The following is a 20,685-nucleotide window of genomic DNA, read 5'->3' as shown; positions in this document are numbered from 1 at the left end:
TTGCCCAACAGCCAACAAGCAGGAGCAATTCACGTGAGCATCGACAAGCCCGAGGTCGACTTCCCCGTAGGCGAGCCGCCGGCGGACCTCCAGATCAAGGACATCTGGGAGGGTGACGGCGCCGAGGCGAAGGCGGGCGACTTCGTCAAGGTCCACTACGTGGGCGTGGCCTTCTCCACCGGTGAGGAGTTCGACGCCTCCTGGAACCGCGGCAACCCGCTGGAGTTCCAGCTCGGTGCCGGCCAGGTCATCTCCGGCTGGGACAAGGGCGTGCAGGGCATGAAGGTCGGCGGCCGTCGCGAGCTGACCATCCCGGCGCACCTCGCGTACGGCGACCGTGGTGCCGGTGGCGGCGCCATCGCCCCCGGTGAGACGCTGATCTTCGTCTGCGACCTCGTCTCCGTCTGAGTCGGTCACACGACGACTACAAGCGGTCATCAAAGAGCCCGTGCCTGCTGGCACGGGCTCTTGCTTTGCCCCTGGCTTTTGCCACGACACCCCGGGGCGGTACGGTCGTCCGTCGGGAGCTTTTCGGGGACCGCGGGGAAAACACCAGGGGAAAGGGCGTCGATGGCGATTGCCAAGGCCGAGCGGCTGATGAATCTGGCGCTGTGTCTGCTCGGGACGCGCCGCCCGCTCAGCAAGCGCGAGCTGCGTGGCTCCATCGAGGCCTACCTGGAGGCCGGCAACGACGACTCCTTCAACCGGATGTTCGAGCGCGACAAGGACGATCTGCGCGAGCTGGGCCTGGTCATCGAGACCGTGGAGAACCTGGACGGCGAGGTCGGCTATCTGGCCCGCCGCGACAGCAACCATCTGCCGCCCGTCACCCTCGACGCCGAGGAGGCCGCCGCTCTCGGTCTCGCCGCCAAGGTGTGGCAGCAGGCCCGCCTGGCCGGTGCTGCCAGCGGCGCTCTGCAGAAGCTGCGCGCCGCCGGGATGCCCGAGGACGTGGACCCGTACGAGGGCCATGGCGCGCTGGAGCCCCGGATCCCCGTGCACGAGGCGTCCTTCGAGCCGCTGATGCTGGCCTGCCGCGACCGGCGCCCCGTCGTCTTCGACTACCGCAAGGCGACCGCGGCCCGGCCCGAGCAGCGGCACGTGGAGCCGTGGGCGCTCGAGTGCTGGCGCGGCCACTGGTATCTCGCGGGCTGGGACCGCGACCGGCAGGCCGAGCGGGTCTTCCGGCTGTCGCGGATCACCGGGAAGGTGCGCTCGCGCGCCGGACAGTTCAAGGCGCCGGTGCCGGATGTCGTCACGGTCCGCGAGACGGTCGCGGGCTGGGCGGGGGAGAGCGCGGACCGCTCCGCGCTGATCAGGCTGCGCGCGGGTGCGGGCTATCCGCTGCGGGCCAAGGCCGGCTCCGTGCGCGCGCTGGGCGACGGCTGGGACGAGCTGGAGATTCCGTACGGGCACGGGCTCGACGCCTGGCTCGTGGAGTTCGGGCCGGATGTCGTGGTGCTCGAACCGGCCGAGCTGCGGGCGGACGTGGTCGACCGGCTGCGTGCCGTGGCCAAGGACTGAGCGCGGGACCGAGGGGAGCACGGACACCCATGGCTGCCAATGCCATCGACCAGACCCGGCGGATGCTGTCCCTGGTGACGTATCTGCGTGAGCGCCCCGGCGCGCGCGTGGAGGACGTCGCCCGGGCCTTCGGCATCACCCAGGACGAGCTGATCTCCGACCTGGACGTGCTGCCGCTGTGCGGGACGAGCTTCCGCGGCGGCGACCTCCTCGACATCGACACCGACGGCGACCGGATCTGGTGGCACAACCCGGACGATGTGGCCGCGGCGCTGCGGATCTCCGCCGACGAGGCGACCGCCCTGCTGGTGGCGGCCCGCGCGGTGGCCACGCTGCCGGGGCTGCGCGAGGGCGACCGGCTCGCCCTGCTGCGGGCGACCGCGAAGCTGGAGGCGGCGGCCGGTGAGGTGGCCGGTGCCAGTGCGCGGCTCAGCGTCACCTTCGAGTCCGAGGGCGGTGTCTTCGCCGATGTGGACCGGGCGATCTCCGAGCGGCGCCGGCTGTGGATCCGCTACTACTCGCCCGCGCGCGACGAGGTCACCGAGCGGGAGATCGACCCGATCCGGCTCGTCTCCGTCGGCCACACCTACGTAGAGGCGTGGTGTCGCAGGTCCGAGGCGCGGCGCACGTTCCGGCTCGACCGGGTCGCGGAGATCAAGATTCTGGACGAGGCGTCGGCGCCGCCGGAGATCGAGCTCCGGGACCTGTCCGAGGGACTGGTGCAGCCGGCCGCCGAGGATCCCGAGGTCGTCATCGAGGTCGGGCCCGGGGGGCGCTGGGTCGCGGAGTACTACCCGCACGACAGCGCGGAGGAGTTGGCGGACGGTGGTCTGCGGATCACGCTGCGTACGCCGGACCCCTCGTCGCTGCGCCGGCTCGCGCTGCGGCTCGGCCGGGACGGGCACATCGTGGCCCCCGCCGACCTCGCGGACAGTGCGCGGGCCGCGGCCCGGGAGGCGCTGGCCGCGTACGACGGGGCGGCGTGAGCGGGCCGGGAGTGCTGCCCGGATCGGCTCGATCGGCTCGAACGGATGGAAGGTACGAGGTGGGGAAAATGACCGGGACGATGGATGTGGCCGGAATCACCCGGATGTCCGCCGTGGCCGACGGTCCGGCCGCCGTCGTCTTCCGGGCCGCCTGCCCGGACTGCCGTGCCAGTTTCGAACTCGACGCGTCCGCCATCCGGTTGGCGATCGGCGGCAGCCGTCGTACGACCTTCTACTCCTTCACCTGCCCCGAGTGCGAGGCCGCGGTGCGCAAGCCCGCCGGTGAGCGGATCGTCGAACTCCTCACCGGTGGCGGGGTGCGCACGCTGCGCCTGCACCAGACCGTCTAGGCTCGGCGCATGTTCTGGGCGATGCTGTCGGTGGCCGTGGGTTTCGTGGGACTTGCTGTGCTCGCCTTCTTCGCGGTGAAGGTGTTCGTCGAGGCGGAGCGGCTGGGGAGTCAAGTCGCCGACACCACGCGGAAGATCAATCGGGCCGCCGAGGAGCTGGAGCAGGCCGCGGTCAGTGTGGCGCGGGCGGGCGGCGACGCGGTCTGACCTCGTGGGACGCCGAAGGGCCGCACATGGAAAGCGCTTTACCGCTGTGGCCTGTCGGGCGGCCGGGTTCGCCGGGTACGCTCGTTGACGCGACCCAGGAGTGAGGCGCGGGCCGCAACGGGGAGTACGCAGAGGGATTGCCCCCTGTTCACCCCCACGGGATACGATCGCTGCCAGCACGGTGGTCGGACATCAGTCCTAAGGTTCGACCGGTACCCCGGCAGTCCCGCCCCTGCCGCCTCAGTGAGAAGGTAAACGGATATGTTCGGAAAGCTCGGCGCACCTGAGATCATCCTGATCCTTGTCGTCATCATCCTGCTGTTCGGCGCGAAGAAGCTTCCGGACATGGCGCGCTCGCTGGGCAAGTCCGCCCGCATCCTCAAGAGCGAGGCCAAGGCGATGAAGAGCGAGGGCAACAACAACGCCGCCGCTCCGTCCGACCCGCCGGCCCAGGACGAGCAGGCCCAGCCCGCGCGCACCATCCAGGCCGCGCCCGGCGACGTCACGAGCTCGCGTCCGGTGACCGAGCCGACCAACACGTCGAAGAGCTGATCAAGAGCTGACCCAAGGCCGCCTCCGTCTCGGCGGCCTGCCGCACGAGATGAGGACGTGGGTTGCTCCAGACTGCCCGCAAGCAGGAGAAGGACCCCGAGGGGCGGATGCCGCTCGCGGATCACCTGCGTGAGCTTCGCAACCGGCTGGCGAAGGCGCTGCTCGGCGTTGTCGCCATCACGGTCGTCGCTGCGTTCTTCTACAACGACATCATCGATCTGATCACCAAACCGATCCTCGACTCGGTCGGTTGTGAGCAGACGTTCTCGCAGTTGGCTCAGGTGAAGAAAGAGCCCTGCGCCGAGATCACCATCAACGGCCTGCTGGCCCCCTTCACGCTGGCCCTGAAGATCTCGCTGATGGCGGGCATCGTGTTCGCCTCGCCGGTCTGGCTCTACCAGCTGTGGGGCTTCATCGCGCCCGGTCTGCACAAGCACGAGAAGAAGTACGCCTACGGGTTCGTGGGCACGGGTGTCCCGCTGTTCCTGGCCGGCGCCTACTTCGCGTACGCGGTGCTGCCCACCACGGCGAAGGTGCTGATCGGCTTCACCCCGGGCAACGCGTCGAACCTGCTGCCCCTCGATGACCTGCTCGACCTCGTGACGCGCATGGTGATCGTCTTCGGCCTCTCCTTCGAGCTGCCGCTGCTGCTGGTGTTCCTCAACCTCATCGGGGCCATCACCGGCAAGCGGATGCTCGGCTGGTGGCGGGCGATGATCATGGGCATCACGGTCTTCGCGGCGGTCGCCACGCCCAGTACGGACCCGCTGTCGATGATGGCGCTGGCCGCCCCGATCTGGGTGCTGTACTTCGCCGCCACGGCCTTCTCGCTGCTCAACGACCGGCGCAGGCGGCGCAACAACCCGGACGCCGATCTCGACGACGACGAGGCGTCCCAGCTCGACCTGACCCCTGAGGGAGTCGATGAGGTCGAGGGCGTGAGCGCGAGCCGGACGCCGCTGCCCGAGCAGACGACGACGGACCGGGTCAACGGTTACGACGATGTGACCTGAGGTAACTCCTGTTCGCGACGGGACGGTTGTTAAGGTCCGGCCGTGAGCAGTGAGATCACCCTCTTCGTCAATCCCACCGCGGGACGCGGCCGGGGCGCAGGTGCTGCGCAGCCGGCCGCTTCCGCGTTGCGGGCCGCCGGGTTCTCCGTGCGGAGCGTCATCGGTGAGGACGCCCCCGACGCCCTGGCACGCGCGCGTGCCGCCGTGCGGGACGGGACCGGGGCCCTGGTGGCCGTCGGCGGGGACGGGCTGGTGAATCTCGCGCTGCAGGCCGTCGCCGGGACCCGCACGCCGCTCGGCGTCGTCGCCGTCGGCACCGGCAACGACTTCGCGCGCTCGCTCGGGCTGCCGATCCGTGAACCGGCCGCGGCGGGCGCGCTCGTCGCGGCCGCGCTCAAGAGGAACGGGGGAGCGGGGATACGGGAGATCGACCTCGGCCGGATCGGCGACCATTGGTTCGGCACCGTGCTCGCCTCCGGCTTCGACTCCCGGGTCAACGACCGCGGCAACCGGATGCGGCTGCCGCTGGGCCGCTTCAAGTACGACCTGGCGATGGTGGCCGAGCTGGCCGCCTTCAAGCCGGCCCGGTACCGGCTGACCCTGGACGACGGCGCCGTGCGGGAGGTCGCCGCCACCCTGGTCGCCGTCGGGAACGGAACCTCGTACGGGGGCGGCATGCGGATCTGCGCCGACGCCGTGATGGACGACGGGCTGTTCGATGTGACCGTGGTCGGGGAATGCTCCCGTAGGACACTGTTGCGGGTCTTTCCGCGCGTCTACAAGGGCACCCATCTCACCCATCCCGTCGTCAGCGTGTACCGGGCGGCGCGGGTCGAGCTGGTCGCGGAAGGGATCACCGCGTATGCAGACGGGGAACCGGTCGGAGGGCTTCCCCTGGTCGCCGAGTGCGTGCCAGGAGCCGTCAGGGTCCTTGCCGGATAATGATCGTCCGTTGTCAGTGGGGGCCGGTAGGCTCGAAACCACGATGACAGAGGACCTCTCACCGGCCGAGCGGTATGCGGCAGCCCGTAAGCGGGCCGTCGAGCAGGCCACCGCGCTAGCTTCCTTCCGCGAGATGTACGACTTCGGTCTCGACCCCTTCCAGATCGAGGCGTGTCAGGCACTGGAGGCGGGCAAGGGTGTGCTGGTGGCCGCGCCCACCGGCTCAGGCAAGACGATCGTCGGCGAGTTCGCCGTGCACCTCGCCCTCCAGCAGGGCAAGAAGTGCTTCTACACGACACCCATCAAGGCGCTGTCGAACCAGAAGTACCAGGACCTCGCGAAGCGCTACGGCGCGGACAAGGTCGGCCTGCTGACCGGCGACAACAGTGTGAACAGCGATGCGCCGGTGGTCGTCATGACCACCGAAGTGCTGCGGAACATGCTGTACGCGGGCTCCCAGGCGCTGATCAATCTCGGCTATGTGGTCATGGACGAGGTGCACTACCTCTCCGACCGTTTCCGGGGCGCCGTATGGGAAGAGGTGATCATCCACCTCCAGGAGTCGGTGACGCTGGTCTCCCTGTCGGCGACGGTGTCGAACGCGGAGGAGTTCGGCGACTGGCTCGACACCGTGCGCGGCGACACCGAGGTGATCGTCTCCGAGCACCGGCCCGTGCCGCTCTTCCAGCACGTGCTCGCCGGCCGCCGGATGTACGACCTCTTCGAGGAGGGCGAGGGGGCCAAGAAGGCCGTCAACCCCGACCTCACGCGCATGGCGCGGATGGAGGCCAGCCGCCCCTCGTACCAGGACCGCAAGCGTGGGCGGAACAACATGCGGGAGGCCGACCGCGAGCGGGAGCGCAGACAGCGCTCCAGGATCTGGACACCGGGACGCCCCGAGGTCATCGAGCGGCTCGACTCGGCAGGGCTGCTGCCCGCGATCACCTTCATCTTCAGCCGGGCCGCGTGCGAGGCCGCCGTGCAGCAGTGCCTGTACGCGGGCCTGCGGCTCAACGACGAGGACGCGCGGGCCAGAGTCCGGGAGATCGTCGAGGAGCGCACCGCCTCCATCCCGGACGAGGACCTGCACGTCCTGGGCTACTACGAATGGCTCGAAGGGCTCGAGCGGGGGATCGCCGCCCACCACGCGGGCATGCTGCCGACCTTCAAGGAGGTCGTCGAGGTGCTGTTCGTGCGCGGCCTGGTCAAGGCGGTCTTCGCCACGGAGACCCTCGCGCTCGGCATCAACATGCCGGCCCGGTCCGTGGTCCTGGAAAAGCTCGTGAAGTGGAACGGCGAGCAGCACGCCGACATCACCCCGGGCGAGTACACCCAGCTGACCGGGCGGGCCGGGCGGCGCGGCATCGACGTCGAGGGACATGCCGTCGTGCTGTGGCAGCGCGGCTTCAGCCCCGAGCACCTGGCGGGCCTCGCCGGTACGCGTACCTATCCGCTGCGCTCCAGCTTCAAGCCGTCGTACAACATGGCGGTCAATCTGGTCGAGCAGTTCGGGCGGCACCGCTCGCGCGAACTCCTGGAGACCTCGTTCGCTCAGTTCCAGGCCGACAAGTCGGTGGTCGGGATCTCCCGGCAGGTGCAGAAGAACGAGGAGGGCCTCGAGGGCTACAAGGCCTCGATGACCTGTCACCTGGGTGACTTCGACGAGTACGCGCGGCTGCGGCGCGAGCTGAAGGACCGGGAGACCGAGCTGGCCAAGCAGGGCGCCGTGCAGCGCCGGGTGCAGGCCGCCGCCGCGCTGGAGAAGCTCAAGCCGGGCGACGTGATCCACGTGCCCACGGGGAAGTTCGCGGGCCTCGCGCTCGTGCTCGACCCGGGGCTGCCGGCCGGCCGGTCCAACGGGCACCGCGGGTTCGAGCAGCACGACGGGCCGCGGCCCCTGGTGCTGACCGCCGAGCGCCAGGTCAAGAGGCTCGCCTCGATCGACTTCCCGGTGCCGGTGGAGGCGCTGGAGCGGATGCGGATCCCGAAGTCGTTCAACGCGCGCTCGCCGCAGTCGCGGCGGGATCTCGCCTCGGCGCTGCGGACCAAGGCCGGGCACATCGTGCCCGACCGGCACAAGAAGGGCCGCGCCCCGGCGGCCGACGACCGCGAGATCGCCCGGCTGCGCTCCGAGCTGCGGGCCCACCCGTGCCACGGCTGCGACGAGCGGGAGGACCACGCGCGCTGGGCCGAGCGCTATCACCGGCTGCGCCGCGACACGGTGCAGCTGGAGCGGCGCATCGAGGGGCGGACGAACACGATCGCGCGGACCTTCGACCGCATCGTGAAGCTGCTGACCGAGATGGACTATCTGCGCGGCGACGAGGTCACCGAGCACGGCAAGCGGCTCGCCCGGCTGTACGGGGAACTCGATCTGCTCGCCAGTGAGTGTCTGCGCGACCGGGTCTGGGAGGGTCTCGACCCGGCCGAGCTCGCCGCGTGTGTCTCTGCGCTGGTGTTCGAGGCGCGCGCCTCGGACGACGCCCTCGCGCCCAAGGTGCCTTCCGGCAAGGCCAAGGCCGCGCTCGGCGAGATGGTGCGGATCTGGGGGCGGCTCGACGCCCTGGAGGAGGACTTCCGGATCAATCAGGCGGAGGGCGTCGGGCAGCGCGAGCCCGATCTCGGGTTCGCCTGGGCCGTGTACCAGTGGGCCTCGGGGAAGGGGCTCGACGAAGTGCTGCGGGAGGCGGAGATGCCGGCCGGGGACTTCGTGCGGTGGTGCAAGCAGGTGATCGATGTGCTGGGGCAGATCGCCGCCGCGGCTCCGGTGGAGGGGTCCACCGTGACGCGGAACGCCCGCAAGGCCGTGGACGCCGTGTTGCGAGGGGTGGTGGCTTACTCCTCGGTGGGGTGAGCCGTGCTTCGTCGCGGGTGTGTGAGGGAGGGCTTCGTCCGTTGAGGGCGGGGCCCTCCCTCGCTGTTGGGGCTTCTCATGGTGGCGGGTGCGCCGATCGTGTGGTTGCTCGCGCAGTTTCCCGCGCCCCTTTCGGGGCCGTGGACGGATCTGTTGTGCGGTGTGGTCCGGTCTGATCGAAGGTGTCGTTCTTGTCGGCCGTTTGCGATCCGGACCGATCCGTGGCGATTTCTCCGGTGGTCGCCGCCGGCCCGGTTTCGTGGATCGCGGGCGTCCGGCCGGGCGCTGGTCAGGGCCGACTCCCTTGACACGGGCGGGGGTTCGGACAGGCGGACGTCTTCACTCCATGTGTGCGAACGGGCGCTGAGCGTGTAAATGGGCGGAGTGTATGCCCCTCGGGGAGCCGATTTCAGGCCCTTGCCGAATATGACCCGGCGATGATCCGGCAGGACTAAGCTCGCCCGCAGCGCGCCGGGTTGAGATGAATTCGGCCGCTTGTTCCCCTGTGCGCCGATGGTTCGCATTGATCCAGGGAATGGCACGTCCATAAAACGCAACGAACCGTCGCAAACTTCCCCGACACGACCGTTCAGAGGGCATACATGGTGAGTGTTCAATCGCCTCCCGGTGGCCGAGAAGTCCCCTACACACGCGTGCTGTTGCTGCCCGCCATGGTCATGGCCGCCGCCACCGGAGCGGCCGTCGCCCTGGTCACGGAGCCCGCGCGGCTCGCCGTCGCCCTGTGCGGCGCCCTCGGCACGCTCCTCGTGGTGGCCGTCGCGGCGGAGGCCGTGCGCCGCGGCCGGATCATCAGGGGGCAGCGCACCCAATACGCCCACCACATCGCCGAGTTGGAAACCCGGATCGCCGACCAGGAACACCGCACGATGCGCGTCGCCAAGGAAGTGCTGCCGCACGCCCTGTACCGGCTGCGCACCGGCGACAACCCCGTGGACGCGGTCCGCAACGCCTGCGACTCCGAGCCCGCCTTCCGTGACGTCACCCGCGGCGAGCGCGCGCTGATGAGCGCCTGCCTCAAGGAGATCGACCGCGAGGCGGCCGCGAACGACGCGGCCCAGCGCGCGTTCGTCTCCATCGCCCGCCGCGTCCAGGCCATCGTGCACAAGCAGGCCCAGGAACTGCGCGAGATGGAAGAGGACCACGGACGCAACCCCGAGGTCTTCGACGACCTGCTGCGCATCGACCACGGCACGGCCCTGATCGGCCGCCTCGCCGACTCCGTCACCGTCCTCGGCGGCGCCCGCCCCGGCCGTCAGTGGGCCAGGCCGGTCAAGCTCTACAGCGTGCTGCGCGGCGCCATGTCGCGCATCCTGGAGTACCCCCGCATCGACCTGCACGCCATCTGCGACATCGCCATCAAGGGCATCTCCGTCGAGCCGCTGATCCACGCCCTCGCCGAGCTGCTCGACAACGCCACCCGCTACTCGCCGCCGCAGACCCGCGTGCACGTCACCGCGGTCGAGGTGCAGACCGGTGTCGCCATCGAGATCGAGGACGGCGGCGTCAGCCTCGGCGAGGAGCAGCGCGCCAGGGTCGAGCGGATGCTGGACCGCGCCCAGGCCGGCGTCGACCTCAACGACCTCGGCGAGAACCCGCGCCTCGGCCTGTCGATCGTCGGCCGGCTGTGCGCCATGTACGACATGCAGATCTCGCTGCGCCAGTCCGCGTACGGCGGCGTGCGCGCCGTGCTGGTGGTACCGCGCGACATGATGAGCAGCGAGCCCGCGCCCGGCCTCGCCCACGGCATCGGCGCGACCGCCGTGCCGCGCGTCGACCACAACGGCGTCCCGATCAAGGAAGAGCCGCGGCTGAAGAAGACCCGCCGCCCCACCACGGGCCCGCGTCCCTCCGCCCCGCTCCTCGCTCTGGAGGACGACGTCCCGGTGGTCACCGAATGGCGGGCCAACGGGCTCCCGCAGCGCCGCAGGAAGGTCGATACGAAGATCATCGAGAACCAGATCATCGTGACACCGCGCAACCCCGATCTCTCCATGCCGCCGCCCCCGGCGCAGGAGTACGGGACCGCGTCCGTCCCCGACTCGTCCGTCGAGCCGGAGCACGACAAGCCGGACCAGCCCGAACCCGGCCTGTGGGTCGAGGCGTTCATGAACGGGCTGAAACCGGACGACGCGGCCGGCCCCGGTGCCGGTGAGGCCGCTGAGAAGCCGCACGACGACGCGTACAACCAGCAGGTCGACGAGGGAGACCGTCAGTGATCCAGCAACGCGCCAACTTCGACTGGATGCTCAAGGAGCTCGCCGACAGTGTGGCGAACGTGCAGCAGGTGGTCGTGCTCTCCGCCGACGGGCTGCGCATCGCCCGCTACGGCGGCGACCCCGACGCTGCCGACCGGATCGCCGCCGCCTGCGCAGGACTTCAGTCGCTGGCCTCCGCGGTCGCCACCGAGATCCCGGAGTCCAGCGGCAAGATGAACATGGTCATCATCGAGGTGGACAGCGGCTTCTTCTATCTGATGGCGGCCGGCAAGGGCGCGTATCTCGCCGTCCTCGCCAACCAGTTCGTCGACGCCGGCATGATCAGCCACCAGATGCGTGATCTGGTCATCCGGATCGGCGCACATCTGACGAGCCCGCCGCGACGCAACGGGCAGACCGTATGACGCGTCCTCCCCAGCCCCCCTACCGAGAACCACCGCCGCCGCGGCGCGAGCGACGCTCGCCCGAGAATTCCCAGGACGCCAAGGACCTCGAGCGTCTCTACGTCATCACCGGCGGCACCGACGGCAGTGATCGCGCGCCGCTCGATCTGGTCACCCTGATCGTGACCCGCACCGAACCGAAGCCGTCGGCGCCGCCCGAGCAGGCCGCCGTCCTGCGGATGTGCCAGACGCCCCTGTCCACGGCCGAGATCTCGGCCTACCTCAATCTGCCGTTCAGCGTGGTCACCGTGCTCCTCGGCGAACTCCTCGCGGCCGAACAGGTCCAGGCCCGCGCACCGGTCATCCGGGGTGCGGTCGCGGACCGCTCCCTCCTCGAAGCGGTGATGCATGGACTACAGAAGCTCTGAGAACTCGGCCACCACCGAGGCCGCCCCCGGCGGCGTGCACATCCCCGGACCGCGGGCCGAGGACCGGATGCCCGAGACGGTCACCTCGGCCGTCAAGATCGTGATCGTCGGCGGGTTCGGGGTGGGCAAGACCACGATGGTCGGGTCGGTCAGCGAGATCCGCCCGCTCACCACCGAGGAGACCATGACGCAGGCGGGTATCGGCGTCGACGACAACTACGGCTCCGACACCAAGACGGCCACCACCGTGGCCATGGACTTCGGCCGGATCAGGATCACCGACGAACTCGTCCTGTATCTGTTCGGGACACCGGGCCAGGAGCGCTTCTGGTTCCTGTGGAACGGACTGTTCGAGGGCGCGCTCGGTGCCGTCGTACTGATCGACACCCGCCGCCTGGAGGTCAGCTTCGACGTGATCGGGCGCCTGGAGGAGCGCGGTGTGCCGTTCGTCATCGCCAACAACGCCTTCCCGGACGGCCCGCGCTACCCCGCAGAGGAGCTGCGCAACGCGCTCGACCTGGACCCGCAGGTCCCGATCATCGAGTGCGACGCGCGCCGCCGGGCATCGAGCCGCGATGTGCTGATGACCCTGATGCGCTATCTCCACGAGATGGCCCTGCACCGCGCCTGACCGCGCCGCGCCAGACCTCGAACTCCCGCCTCCCACAGCCCAGTTCACCAATCGACCGGAGCGATTCTCGTGACGCCTCCTCCCCCCAACCCCTCCCGGCCGGCGGCCGGGTACGACGACCTCGACGGCTACGGCGAGACCCCGCCGCCCGGCTGCCCCGCGCACGCCCTCGGCCCGGGCGGGGTCCGCCGGCTCTACGGGCCCGAGGCCGACGCCGACATCCCGGCCCTCTACGAGAAGCTGCGCGCCGAACACGGTCCGGTCGCACCCGTGCTGATCCACGAGGACGTCCCCATGTGGGCGGTGCTCGGCCACACCGAGAACCTGCACATGGTGCGCAGCACGTCCCAGTACACCCGGGACGCCCGCATCTGGACGCAGATGAAGAACGGCACGTTCAAGCCCACCCATCCGCTCGCCCCGGTCATCAGCTGGCAGCCCATGGCGTCCTTCGTCGAGGGCGCCGAGCACGCCCGGCTGCGCGGCGCGGTCACCGCCGCCATGTCGACCATCGAGCACCGCAGCCTGCGCCGGTCCATCAACAAGGGCACCCAGGAGATCATCAACCGGTTCTCCGAGCGCGGCACCTGCGACATCGTCAGCGAGTTCGCCGAGCATCTGCCGATGATGGTGATGCTCGACGTGATCGGCGCCCCCGAGGCCTACAGCGAGCGCATGGTGCAGGCCGCGCGGGACTTCCTCAAGGGCACCGACACGGCGATCGCCAGCAACGAGTTCATCATGGGCGTCCTGTTCGACCTCGTGGCGCGCCGCCGGTCCGATCCTGTCGAGGGCGACTTCACCAGCGGTCTGATCGGCGACCCGGCCGGGCTCACCGACGAGGAGGTCGCCCACCACCTCCGCCTGGTCCTCATCGCCGGGTACGAGGCCACGGCCAACCTCATCGCGAACGTGCTGCGCGTCGTCCTCACCGACCCGCGCTTCCGCGCCCAGCTCAACGGCGGGCAGATGACCGTGCCCGAGGCGGTCGAGCAGTCGCTGTGGGACGAGCCGCCGTTCAGCGCCATGCTCGGCTACTTCGCCAAGGTGGACACGGAGCTGGGCGGGCAGCACATCCGCGCGGGCGACGGGCTGATCCTCGGGATCCAGCCGGGCAATGTATGCCCGGTCGTCCGCCCCGACCCGACCGCCCACATGATGGGCAACCGCTCGCACCTCGCGTTCAGCGGCGGGCCGCACGAGTGCCCCGGCCAGGACATCGGCCGCGCCATCGCCGAGATCGGCGTCGACGCCTTCCTGATGCGGCTGCCCGACACCGAACTCTCCGTCGACGAGAGCGAGTTGACGTGGCGCTCGTCGATCCTGTCGCGGCACCTCGTGCGGCTCCCGGTGACGTTCACCCCGCGGGCGCAGCAGGAGGTCAGCGGCAAGCCCAGCATCACCCCGCCGCGCAGCAGCTCCGACTGGCAGGTCTCGTCGGCTCCCGCGCCGGTCCCGCCCCCGCCGCCGGCGCCCGCGGCCCCCGTCACCCCGGTGGCCCCGCAGGCCGAGCCGGAGCCGCCGGTCGGCGCCTGGCAGCGGTTCCTGCGCTGGTGGCGCGGCTACTGATCGGCCGGTTCGGCGGCCCAGGACGCGTACGAGGTCCAGGACCGCAGGGTGCGAGCGCTGACGAACCGGTGCTCGCGCCCGGTCACCGGATCGCGGAACTCCAGTGACCGCGCGAGGAGTTGCAGCGGCCGTCGGAAGTCGCCGGGGGCGACGGGGTCGGTGACGACCGGGTACAGGGGGTCGCCGAGGATCGGCAGGCCCAGCCGGTTCATGTGCACCCGCAGCTGGTGCGTGCGGCCGGTGTGCGGCGTCAGCCGGTACAGCCCGAGCGGTCCCTCGCGGCCGCTCAGGTGGACGTCGGTCTCGGCGTTGGGCTCGCCGCCGGGGATCTCCTGGGCGGCGAACACCCCGGGCTCCTTCTCGATCCGGCTGCGCAGGGTCACGGGCAGCTCCACCGCGGGATCGTACGCGGCCACCGCCTCGTACTCCTTGGCCACGAGCCGGTCCCGGAACAGCGTCTGGTACTTCCCCCGCTCCTGCGGCTGTACGACGAACAGCACGAGGCCCGCCGTCAGCCGGTCGAGCCGGTGGGCGGGGCCCAGCGTCGGGATGCCCAGGTCGCGGCGCAGGCGGGCGAGCGCCGTCTCCGCGACATGGCTGCCGCGCGGTGTCGTGGCCAGGAAGTGCGGCTTGTCGGCGATGACGATGTGCTCGTCGCGGTACACGATGCCGATGGTGAACGGCACCGGTGTCTCGGGGGCGAGGTCGCGGTGGAACCAGACGTGCCCGCCCGGGTCGTACGCGGTCGTGGCGGTGACCGCGCTTCCGTCGGCCCGCACGATGCGGCCCTCGGCGATCATCGCGTCGATCACGCCGTCGCCGGCGCTGAGCCGTTGCACCAGGTGGTCGCGGAGGGTGGGCCAGGTGGCGGCGCCGTCGACCGGGAGCCTGACCCGGGCCGGGTCGATGCCGTTGCGCTGGGGGAGCGGGGAGGGTGGGGTACGGGGCCTTCGGCGGGTCACCGGGTCAAGAGTACGGTGGGCCGGGGCCGCGGGGCTCTGCCCCGGACCCCGCTCCTCAATCGCCGGAGGGGCTTGATCGGCCGCGCCGGAGGTGCTTGATCGGCGGCACCTGGAAAGGCCTAGGCCTCCTGTTCGGCCTCCACCTGGGCGTTCCAGTCGCGCTTCGAGGCCTGCCAGCCGTCCTCGTTGTGGCCGAGGCGCCAGTAGCCGGAGATCGACAGGTCCTCGCGGGGGATCTCCCGCTCGACCCGGAGGTAGCGGCGCAGCTCCTTCACGAAACCGGCCTCGCCGTGCACGAACGCGTGCAACCGGCCCTCGGGGAAGTCGAGTCCGGTCACCGCCGCGACGAGTGCCTGGCCGACCGGGCGGCCCGCCCGGTGCAGCCAGGTGACCTCGACGGGGGTGTCGATCTTCTGCTCCTCCTCGGGACCCTCGATCTCGATGAAGGCGTGCGCGCGCGTGCCCTCCGGCAGGGTCTCCAGAGCGGCGGCGATCGCGGGCAGCGCGCTCTCGTCACCGGCGAGCAGGTGCCAGTCGGCGGCGAGGTCGGGGCGGTAGGCACCGCCCGGGCCCATGAAGTGGATCGTCTCGCCGGGCTGCGCGGCGGCCGACCAGGGGCCCGCCAGGCCCTCGTCGCCGTGGACCACGAAGTCGACGGTCAGCTCGCGGGCCGTCGGGTCCCAGGCGCGCACCGTGTACGTACGCGTCACGGGCCACTGCTCGCGCGGCAGCTCCTCCCGGATCCGCTCCACGTCGAAGGGCTCCTCGTACGTGACACCGGGCGGCGCGAACAGCAGCTTCATGTAGTGGTCGGTGTACTCCAGCTCGGCGGGAAAGTCCGCGAGGCCGGACCCGCCGAGCACCACCCGCTGCATATGAGGCGTGAGGCGCTCCGTGCGCACGACCTGTGCGGAGCGGGCCTTCCGGGGCTTGCGCGCTGCGGGACGCTCGGCCATGTGCGGTCTCCCTTGATCCACTGCTACTTAGGTATACCTAAGCTAACACCTCATCCTGAGAGTGTGGTGAGGAGTCGCTGCAAAGAACCGCCCAAGCCCCAGCGGGCCCCCAACTGCTCGACCATGGCCGCGTCGTGGGGCGTACGGGGAAGGGCGGTGTCCACGTCGGGCAGCGGGACGTCGTGCGCGACCTGCACGACCTTCGGCGCCACCGCCAGGTACGGGCGCGACTCGTCGAGCCGCTTGCGCTGCGTCGGCGTCAGCTTCGCCTTCGGGTCGTCGACCGCGGCCATGATCCCGGCCAGGTCCCCGAACTGCGCGAGCAGCTTCGCGGCCGTCTTCTCGCCGATGCCGGGCACGCCCGGCAGGCCGTCGCTGGGGTCGCCGCGCAGCAGCGCCATGTCCGCGTAGCCGGAGCCGTCCACCCCGTACTTCTCGCGCAGCAGGTCCTCGTCGGTGATCTGCAGGGTGCCGACGCCCTTGACCGGGTAGAGCACGCGCCGCTCCAGCTTGTCGTCGACGAGCTGGAACAGGTCGCGGTCACCGGTGACGATGTCGACCGGGCCGCCCGCCCGCCCGGTGAACGTGCCGATCACGTCGTCCGCCTCGTACCCGGCGACGCCGACGCGCGCGATGCCCACCGCGTCCAGCACCGCCTCGATGATCGGGACCTGCGGCGAGAGCGTGTCGGGGACCTCTTCGTGGTCCGGGGTGCCGGACGGTGTCTCCTCGGCGACGCGGTGCGCCTTGTACGAGGGGATCAGGTCGACGCGCCACTGGGGGCGCCAGTCGGCGTCCATGCACGCCACCAGGTGCGTGGGGTGGTGGTCGTGGACGAGGCGGGTGATGAATTCGAGCAGTCCGCGCACCGCGTTCACCGGAGTGCCGTCCGGGGCCTTCACGGAATCCGGCACTCCGAAGTAGGCCCGGAAGTACAGGGACGCGGTGTCGAGCAGCATCAGACGCTGGTTCGCGGAGGGGGCTGCGGGTCCTTGAGTCACCTTGCGCATCATGCCGTAGCCCGCTGACAAACGCCGACAGACGCCGGACAGCCGGTGAACGGAATGTGAACTGGACCACTCCTGTGTTTGGTCTGCATAAGCCCGGGCAGGCGCCGAGCCGGAGCGAACCCGGTCTCACGTTCAACTAATGAACGGTTGGGCGAGGTCGATCGGACGGGCAGAACCCGTTTCGCTCCGCGGCCCGCCGGCGGGGGAGGCGGGCCGTCCTGCTTCAACCCGAGAGGTGTATGTGTCCAGGCTTGAAGCCGAAGACCTGTACAAGGTGTTCGGAAGACGACCCGCTGAGGCGGTGGAAAAACTCCGCCGCGGAGCCGACCGTGAGGAACTGCGCGCCGACGGCACCACAGCCGCTGTCATCGAAGCGTCCTTCACCGTCGAGCCGGGCCAGATCTTTGTCGTCATGGGTCTGTCCGGATCAGGCAAGTCCACGTTGCTGCGCATGCTGAACGGACTCCTGGAGCCCACGGCGGGACACGTCCGCTTCGACGGCCAGGACCTGACGCAGCTGCCCGCACGCGACCTTCGCGAGGTGCGCTCCAAGAAGATCAGCATGGTCTTCCAGCACTTCGCGCTCTTCCCGCACCGCTCCGTCCTGGAGAACGCGGGCTACGGGCTCGAGGTCCAGGGCGTGCCGCGTGCCGAGCGCGAGAAGCGTGCCCACGAGGCGCTGGAGCTGGCCGGCCTGAAGGGGTGGGAGAAGTCCTTCCCCGACGAGCTGTCCGGCGGTATGCAGCAGCGTGTGGGCCTGGCCCGCGCGCTCGCCACCGACGCCGAGATGCTCCTGATGGACGAGTCCTTCAGCGCGCTCGACCCGCTGATCCGGCGCGACATGCAGGATCAGCTGCTCGAACTGCAGAAGACCCTGAAGAAGACCATCGTCTTCATCACGCACGACCTGAACGAGGCCATGCGCCTGGGCGACCGCATCGCCGTCATGCGCGACGGCCGCATCGTCCAGATCGGCTCCGCCGAGGACATCCTCGTCACGCCGGCCAATGACTACGTCGCGTCCTTCACCCAGGACGTCGACCGCTCCCGCGTGCTGAGCGCGGGCGCGATCATGGCCACCCCCGACAAGGGGTACAAGGTGTCCGAGGCTCCGGCGACGGTCACCGAGGACACCCCGATCATCGAGCTGTTCACGCCGTGCTCGACCAGCGAGATACCCGTGGCCGTGACCGACGACAAGGGCAAGCTGCTCGGTGTCGTCCCGCGCCAGCGGCTGCTCGCCGTGCTCGGCGAGCCGATGAAGACCGTAGAGCGAACTGAGGACGCCGACGGCACCGAGAGTGCTGAGAGCGCTGAGGGCGACGGCCCGGTGGAGAAGGTGAACGCCGGTGCCTAGGCTTCATTTCGGTGACTGGGTCGAGGACGCGGTCGACTGGCTCCAGTCGCACCTGACCTGGCTGTTCGACTTCATCCAGACGGTTCTGGGTGGCATGTACGACGGCGTGGACGCCGTGCTCGGCGGCGGTGAGCCGCTGCTGATGGCGGGCATCCTCGCGGTGATCGCGTGCTGGCTGCGCGGTCTGCTTCCCGGTGTCCTGGCCTTCGTGGGCATGGCGCTGATCGACTCGCTCGGCCTGTGGGACGACGCGATGGACACCTTGTCCCTCGTGCTCGTCGCGGCGGTCATCACGATCGTCATCGCCGTGCCGGTGGGCATCTGGGCCGCGCGCAGCAGCCGCGTCAGCAGCGCCATCCGGCCGGTGCTCGACGTCATGCAGACGATGCCGGCGTTCATCTACCTGATCCCCGGCGTCATGTTCTTCGGCGTCGGCACCACCCCGGGTCTGCTCGCGACGGTCATCTTCGCGATGCCGCCGGGCGTGCGCATGACCGAGCTGGGCATCCGGCAGGTCGACGGTGAGCTGATCGAGGCGGCCGACGCGTTCGGCACCAGCCCGCGCTCCACCCTGACCCGCGTCCAGCTGCCGCTGGCGCTGCCGACGATCATGGCCGGTGTCAACCAGGTCATCATGCTGGCCCTGTCGATGGTCGTCATCGGCGGTATGGCCGGTGCGGGCGGCCTCGGTGAGCAGGTCTACTCGGCGATCACCCAGCTGAAGGTCGGCCTCGCCGCCGAGAGCGGTGTCGCCGTCGTCGTCCTGGCCATGTACCTGGACCGGATGACGGGCGCGCTCAACGAGCGGGTCTCCCCGCTGGGCCGCCGCGCGGCCGCCAAGCTCGCCGCCACCCGCAGCAAGATCTCCTTCGCGCACTACAAGCCGGGCGGCGTCGTCGCCGTCGTCGGCGTGGTGGCCCTGGCGCTGATCGCCGGCGGGATGAACCTCTCGGGCTCGGACGACTCCTCGTCCGCCTCGAAGAGCACCAACGTCGGCAAGGGCGAGAAGGTCAACATCGGCTACATCCCCTGGGACGAGGGCACCGCCTCCACGTACCTGTGGAAGGAGCTGCTGGAGCAGCGCGGCTACACCACGGACGTCAAGCAGCTCGACCCGGGCCCGCTGTACTCCGGTGTGGCGCGCGGCGACGTCGACTTCCAGACCGACTCCTGGCTGCCGACGACCCACAAGGCGTACTGGGACAAGTACAAGAGCCAGCTCGACGACATGGGGTCGTGGTACGGCCCGACGTCGCTGGAGCTGACGGTTCCCTCGTACGTGAAGGGCATCGACTCGCTCGCCGACCTCAAGGGTCAGGGCAAGAAGTTCGACGGCAAGATCATCGGCATCGAGGCCAGTGCCGGAATGATGGGGACCCTCAACAAGAAGGTCCTCAAGGACTACGGCCTCGACGGTGAGTACAAGGTCGTCTCCTCCAGCACCTCGACGATGCTCGCCCAGCTGGAGCGCTCCATCAAGAAGAAGGAGCCGGTCGTGGTGACCCTGTGGTCGCCGCACTGGGCGTACGGCAAGTACGACCTGAAGAAGCTCAAGGACCCGAAGGGTGCCTGGGGCAAGGGCGAGGAGATCCACACCGTCGCCCACAAGGGCTTCGCCAAGAAGAACCCGACGGTCGCCAAGTGGCTGAAGGACTTCAAGCTCACCGAGAAGCAGCTCACGAGCCTGGAGAACGACATCCGCGCCGCGGGTGAGGGCCACGAGCAGGACGGCGTGCGCGCCTGGCTGAAGAAGAACCCGTCGCTGGTCGACAAGCTGGCCCCGGTTCCGGGCGCCTCGGGTGCGCAGAAGCAGGGCAAGGACGCGGGCAAGACGGTCAACATGGGTTACTTCCCGTGGGACGAGGCCATCGCCTCCACGTACCTGTGGCAGAACATCCTGGAGGACCGCGGCTACAAGCCGAACCTGAAGCAGCTCGACCCGGGCCCGCTCTACACCTCGCTGGCGCAGGGGCAGATGGACGTCCAGCTGGACAGCTGGCTGCCACAGACGCACAAGCAGTACGTGGACAGATACAAGGACCAGCTCTCCGACATCGGCTCCTGGTACGGGCCCACGTCGCTGGAGCTGACGGTTCCCTCGTACGTGAAGGGCATCGACTCGCTCGCCGACCTCAAGGGTCAGGGCAAGAGGTTCGACGGCAAGATCATCGGCATCGAGGCCAGTGCCGGAATGATGGGGACGCTGAACAAGAAGGTCCTGAAGGCGTACGGCCTGGAGGGCGAGTACAAGGTCGTCTCCTCCAGCACCTCGTCGATGCTGGCCGAGCTGAACCGCTCCATCAAGAAGAAGGAGCCGGTCGTGGTGACTCTCTGGTCGCCGCACTGGGCGTACGGCAAGTACGACCTGAAGAAGCTCAAGGACCCGAAGGGTGCCTGGGGCAAGGGCGAGCGGATCCACATCGTCGGCAAGAAGGACTTCGCCTCGGACTTCCCCGAGTTCAACAAGTGGCTGAAGGACTTCAAGCTCAGCGACACGCAGCTCGCGTCGCTCGAGGTGGAGATCCAGAAGGGCGGGGCCGGCAACGAGAAGGCCTCGGCCCGCAAGTGGCTGGACTCCCAGCCCGGCCTGGAGGACAAGCTGGCTCCCGTCTCCTGACCGGGACGCACCAGCAGCGCAGGCAGTAGAAGGGGTGGGCCCCGCCGGTACGTACCGGCGGGGCCCCCCCCCTTCGTCCTCCTCGGGGGCCGCGGGCTCCCCCGCGC

General features: G+C 69.8%; 19 protein-coding genes. 16 read left to right on the top strand and 3 right to left on the bottom strand.

Annotated features, from left to right (window positions below; all coding sequences use genetic code 11):
- Window positions 1-33: 33 nt before the first annotated feature.
- From ACFVDP_RS20725 to ACFVDP_RS20660, 14 genes are all read left to right on the top strand, one after another.
- On the top strand, window positions 34-408 hold the full coding sequence (locus ACFVDP_RS20725; RefSeq protein ID WP_383491450.1) for an FKBP-type peptidyl-prolyl cis-trans isomerase: 375 nt from the start codon (window positions 34-36) through the stop codon (window positions 406-408).
- Between the two features lie 162 nt (window positions 409-570).
- Window positions 571-1,524 carry a helix-turn-helix transcriptional regulator gene (locus ACFVDP_RS20720; protein WP_383491448.1) on the top strand — a complete coding sequence of 318 codons (954 nt, stop codon included), beginning with the start codon at window positions 571-573 and terminating at the stop codon, window positions 1,522-1,524.
- Window positions 1,525-1,553: 29 nt separating this feature from the next.
- Window positions 1,554-2,510 carry a helix-turn-helix transcriptional regulator gene (locus tag ACFVDP_RS20715; RefSeq protein WP_383491446.1) on the top strand — a complete coding sequence of 319 codons (957 nt, stop codon included), beginning with the start codon at window positions 1,554-1,556 and terminating at the stop codon, window positions 2,508-2,510.
- A gap of 80 nt (window positions 2,511-2,590) precedes the next feature.
- A complete protein-coding gene (locus tag ACFVDP_RS20710) occupies window positions 2,591-2,860 on the top strand; it encodes a hypothetical protein (RefSeq protein ID WP_383491511.1) in 270 nt (89 codons plus the stop codon).
- Window positions 2,861-2,869: 9 nt separating this feature from the next.
- Entirely contained in the window at window positions 2,870-3,067 is a 198-nt protein-coding gene (locus ACFVDP_RS20705; protein WP_383491444.1) for a hypothetical protein, read from the top strand.
- Between the two features lie 261 nt (window positions 3,068-3,328).
- Window positions 3,329-3,619 (top strand): Sec-independent protein translocase subunit TatA, encoded by a 291-nt coding sequence (tatA, locus tag ACFVDP_RS20700; protein ID WP_383491442.1) that lies wholly within the window; start codon window positions 3,329-3,331, stop codon window positions 3,617-3,619.
- A gap of 62 nt (window positions 3,620-3,681) precedes the next feature.
- The gene (tatC, locus tag ACFVDP_RS20695; RefSeq protein WP_383491440.1) at window positions 3,682-4,632 is read left to right on the top strand and encodes a twin-arginine translocase subunit TatC; all 951 of its coding nucleotides are present in this window, start codon (window positions 3,682-3,684) and stop codon (window positions 4,630-4,632) included.
- Between the two features lie 42 nt (window positions 4,633-4,674).
- A complete protein-coding gene (locus ACFVDP_RS20690) occupies window positions 4,675-5,574 on the top strand; it encodes a diacylglycerol kinase (RefSeq protein WP_383491438.1) in 900 nt (299 codons plus the stop codon).
- A gap of 43 nt (window positions 5,575-5,617) precedes the next feature.
- Window positions 5,618-8,428 (top strand): DEAD/DEAH box helicase, encoded by a 2,811-nt coding sequence (locus tag ACFVDP_RS20685; protein WP_383491436.1) that lies wholly within the window; start codon window positions 5,618-5,620, stop codon window positions 8,426-8,428.
- Between the two features lie 602 nt (window positions 8,429-9,030).
- On the top strand, window positions 9,031-10,665 hold the full coding sequence (locus ACFVDP_RS20680) for a sensor histidine kinase (protein ID WP_383491434.1): 1,635 nt from the start codon (window positions 9,031-9,033) through the stop codon (window positions 10,663-10,665).
- The gene (locus ACFVDP_RS20675) at window positions 10,662-11,069 is read left to right on the top strand and encodes a roadblock/LC7 domain-containing protein (RefSeq protein ID WP_383491432.1); all 408 of its coding nucleotides are present in this window, start codon (window positions 10,662-10,664) and stop codon (window positions 11,067-11,069) included. Before ACFVDP_RS20680 ends, ACFVDP_RS20675 begins: the two co-directional genes overlap by 4 nt.
- Complete coding sequence (locus tag ACFVDP_RS20670; protein ID WP_383491430.1) at window positions 11,066-11,476, top strand: DUF742 domain-containing protein; 411 nt, start codon at window positions 11,066-11,068, stop codon at window positions 11,474-11,476. Before ACFVDP_RS20675 ends, ACFVDP_RS20670 begins: the two co-directional genes overlap by 4 nt.
- A complete protein-coding gene (locus ACFVDP_RS20665; RefSeq protein ID WP_383491428.1) occupies window positions 11,457-12,107 on the top strand; it encodes an ATP/GTP-binding protein in 651 nt (216 codons plus the stop codon). Before ACFVDP_RS20670 ends, ACFVDP_RS20665 begins: the two co-directional genes overlap by 20 nt.
- A 69-nt stretch (window positions 12,108-12,176) precedes the next feature.
- Window positions 12,177-13,676: a cytochrome P450 gene (locus tag ACFVDP_RS20660; RefSeq protein ID WP_383491426.1), complete on the top strand. Its 1,500-nt coding sequence runs from the start codon at window positions 12,177-12,179 to the stop codon at window positions 13,674-13,676.
- Here ACFVDP_RS20660 and ACFVDP_RS20655 read toward each other — a convergent pair.
- The 3 genes from ACFVDP_RS20655 to ACFVDP_RS20645 all read right to left on the bottom strand — a co-directional run bounded on the left by ACFVDP_RS20655 (window position 13,670) and on the right by ACFVDP_RS20645 (window position 16,604).
- Complete coding sequence (locus tag ACFVDP_RS20655; protein ID WP_383491424.1) at window positions 13,670-14,638, bottom strand: pseudouridine synthase; 969 nt, start codon at window positions 14,636-14,638, stop codon at window positions 13,670-13,672. The two genes, ACFVDP_RS20660 and ACFVDP_RS20655, sit on opposite strands and share 7 nt — an antisense overlap.
- Before the next feature lie 119 nt (window positions 14,639-14,757).
- Window positions 14,758-15,594, bottom strand: a complete 837-nt coding sequence (locus ACFVDP_RS20650; protein WP_383491422.1) for a siderophore-interacting protein — start codon at window positions 15,592-15,594, stop codon at window positions 14,758-14,760.
- 50 nt (window positions 15,595-15,644) lie between these two features.
- Window positions 15,645-16,604: a 5'-3' exonuclease H3TH domain-containing protein gene (locus ACFVDP_RS20645; protein WP_383491509.1), complete on the bottom strand. Its 960-nt coding sequence runs from the start codon at window positions 16,602-16,604 to the stop codon at window positions 15,645-15,647.
- Between the two features lie 241 nt (window positions 16,605-16,845).
- On the opposite strand from ACFVDP_RS20645, the gene ACFVDP_RS20640 reads away from it, so the two are divergent.
- Window positions 16,846-17,961 carry a glycine betaine/L-proline ABC transporter ATP-binding protein gene (locus tag ACFVDP_RS20640; protein WP_383491420.1) on the top strand — a complete coding sequence of 372 codons (1,116 nt, stop codon included), beginning with the start codon at window positions 16,846-16,848 and terminating at the stop codon, window positions 17,959-17,961.
- Window positions 17,954-20,578 carry an ABC transporter permease/substrate binding protein gene (locus ACFVDP_RS20635; RefSeq protein ID WP_383491418.1) on the top strand — a complete coding sequence of 875 codons (2,625 nt, stop codon included), beginning with the start codon at window positions 17,954-17,956 and terminating at the stop codon, window positions 20,576-20,578. Before ACFVDP_RS20640 ends, ACFVDP_RS20635 begins: the two co-directional genes overlap by 8 nt.
- Window positions 20,579-20,685: the final 107 nt, after the last annotated feature.

The organism is Streptomyces sp. NPDC057694, from assembly GCF_042799415.1.
In the GTDB taxonomy this organism is placed as follows: Bacteria; Actinomycetota; Actinomycetes; order Streptomycetales; family Streptomycetaceae; genus Streptomyces.
Note: the sequence above shows the minus strand (reverse complement) of the source record. Positions and strands in the feature narration are given on the sequence as shown.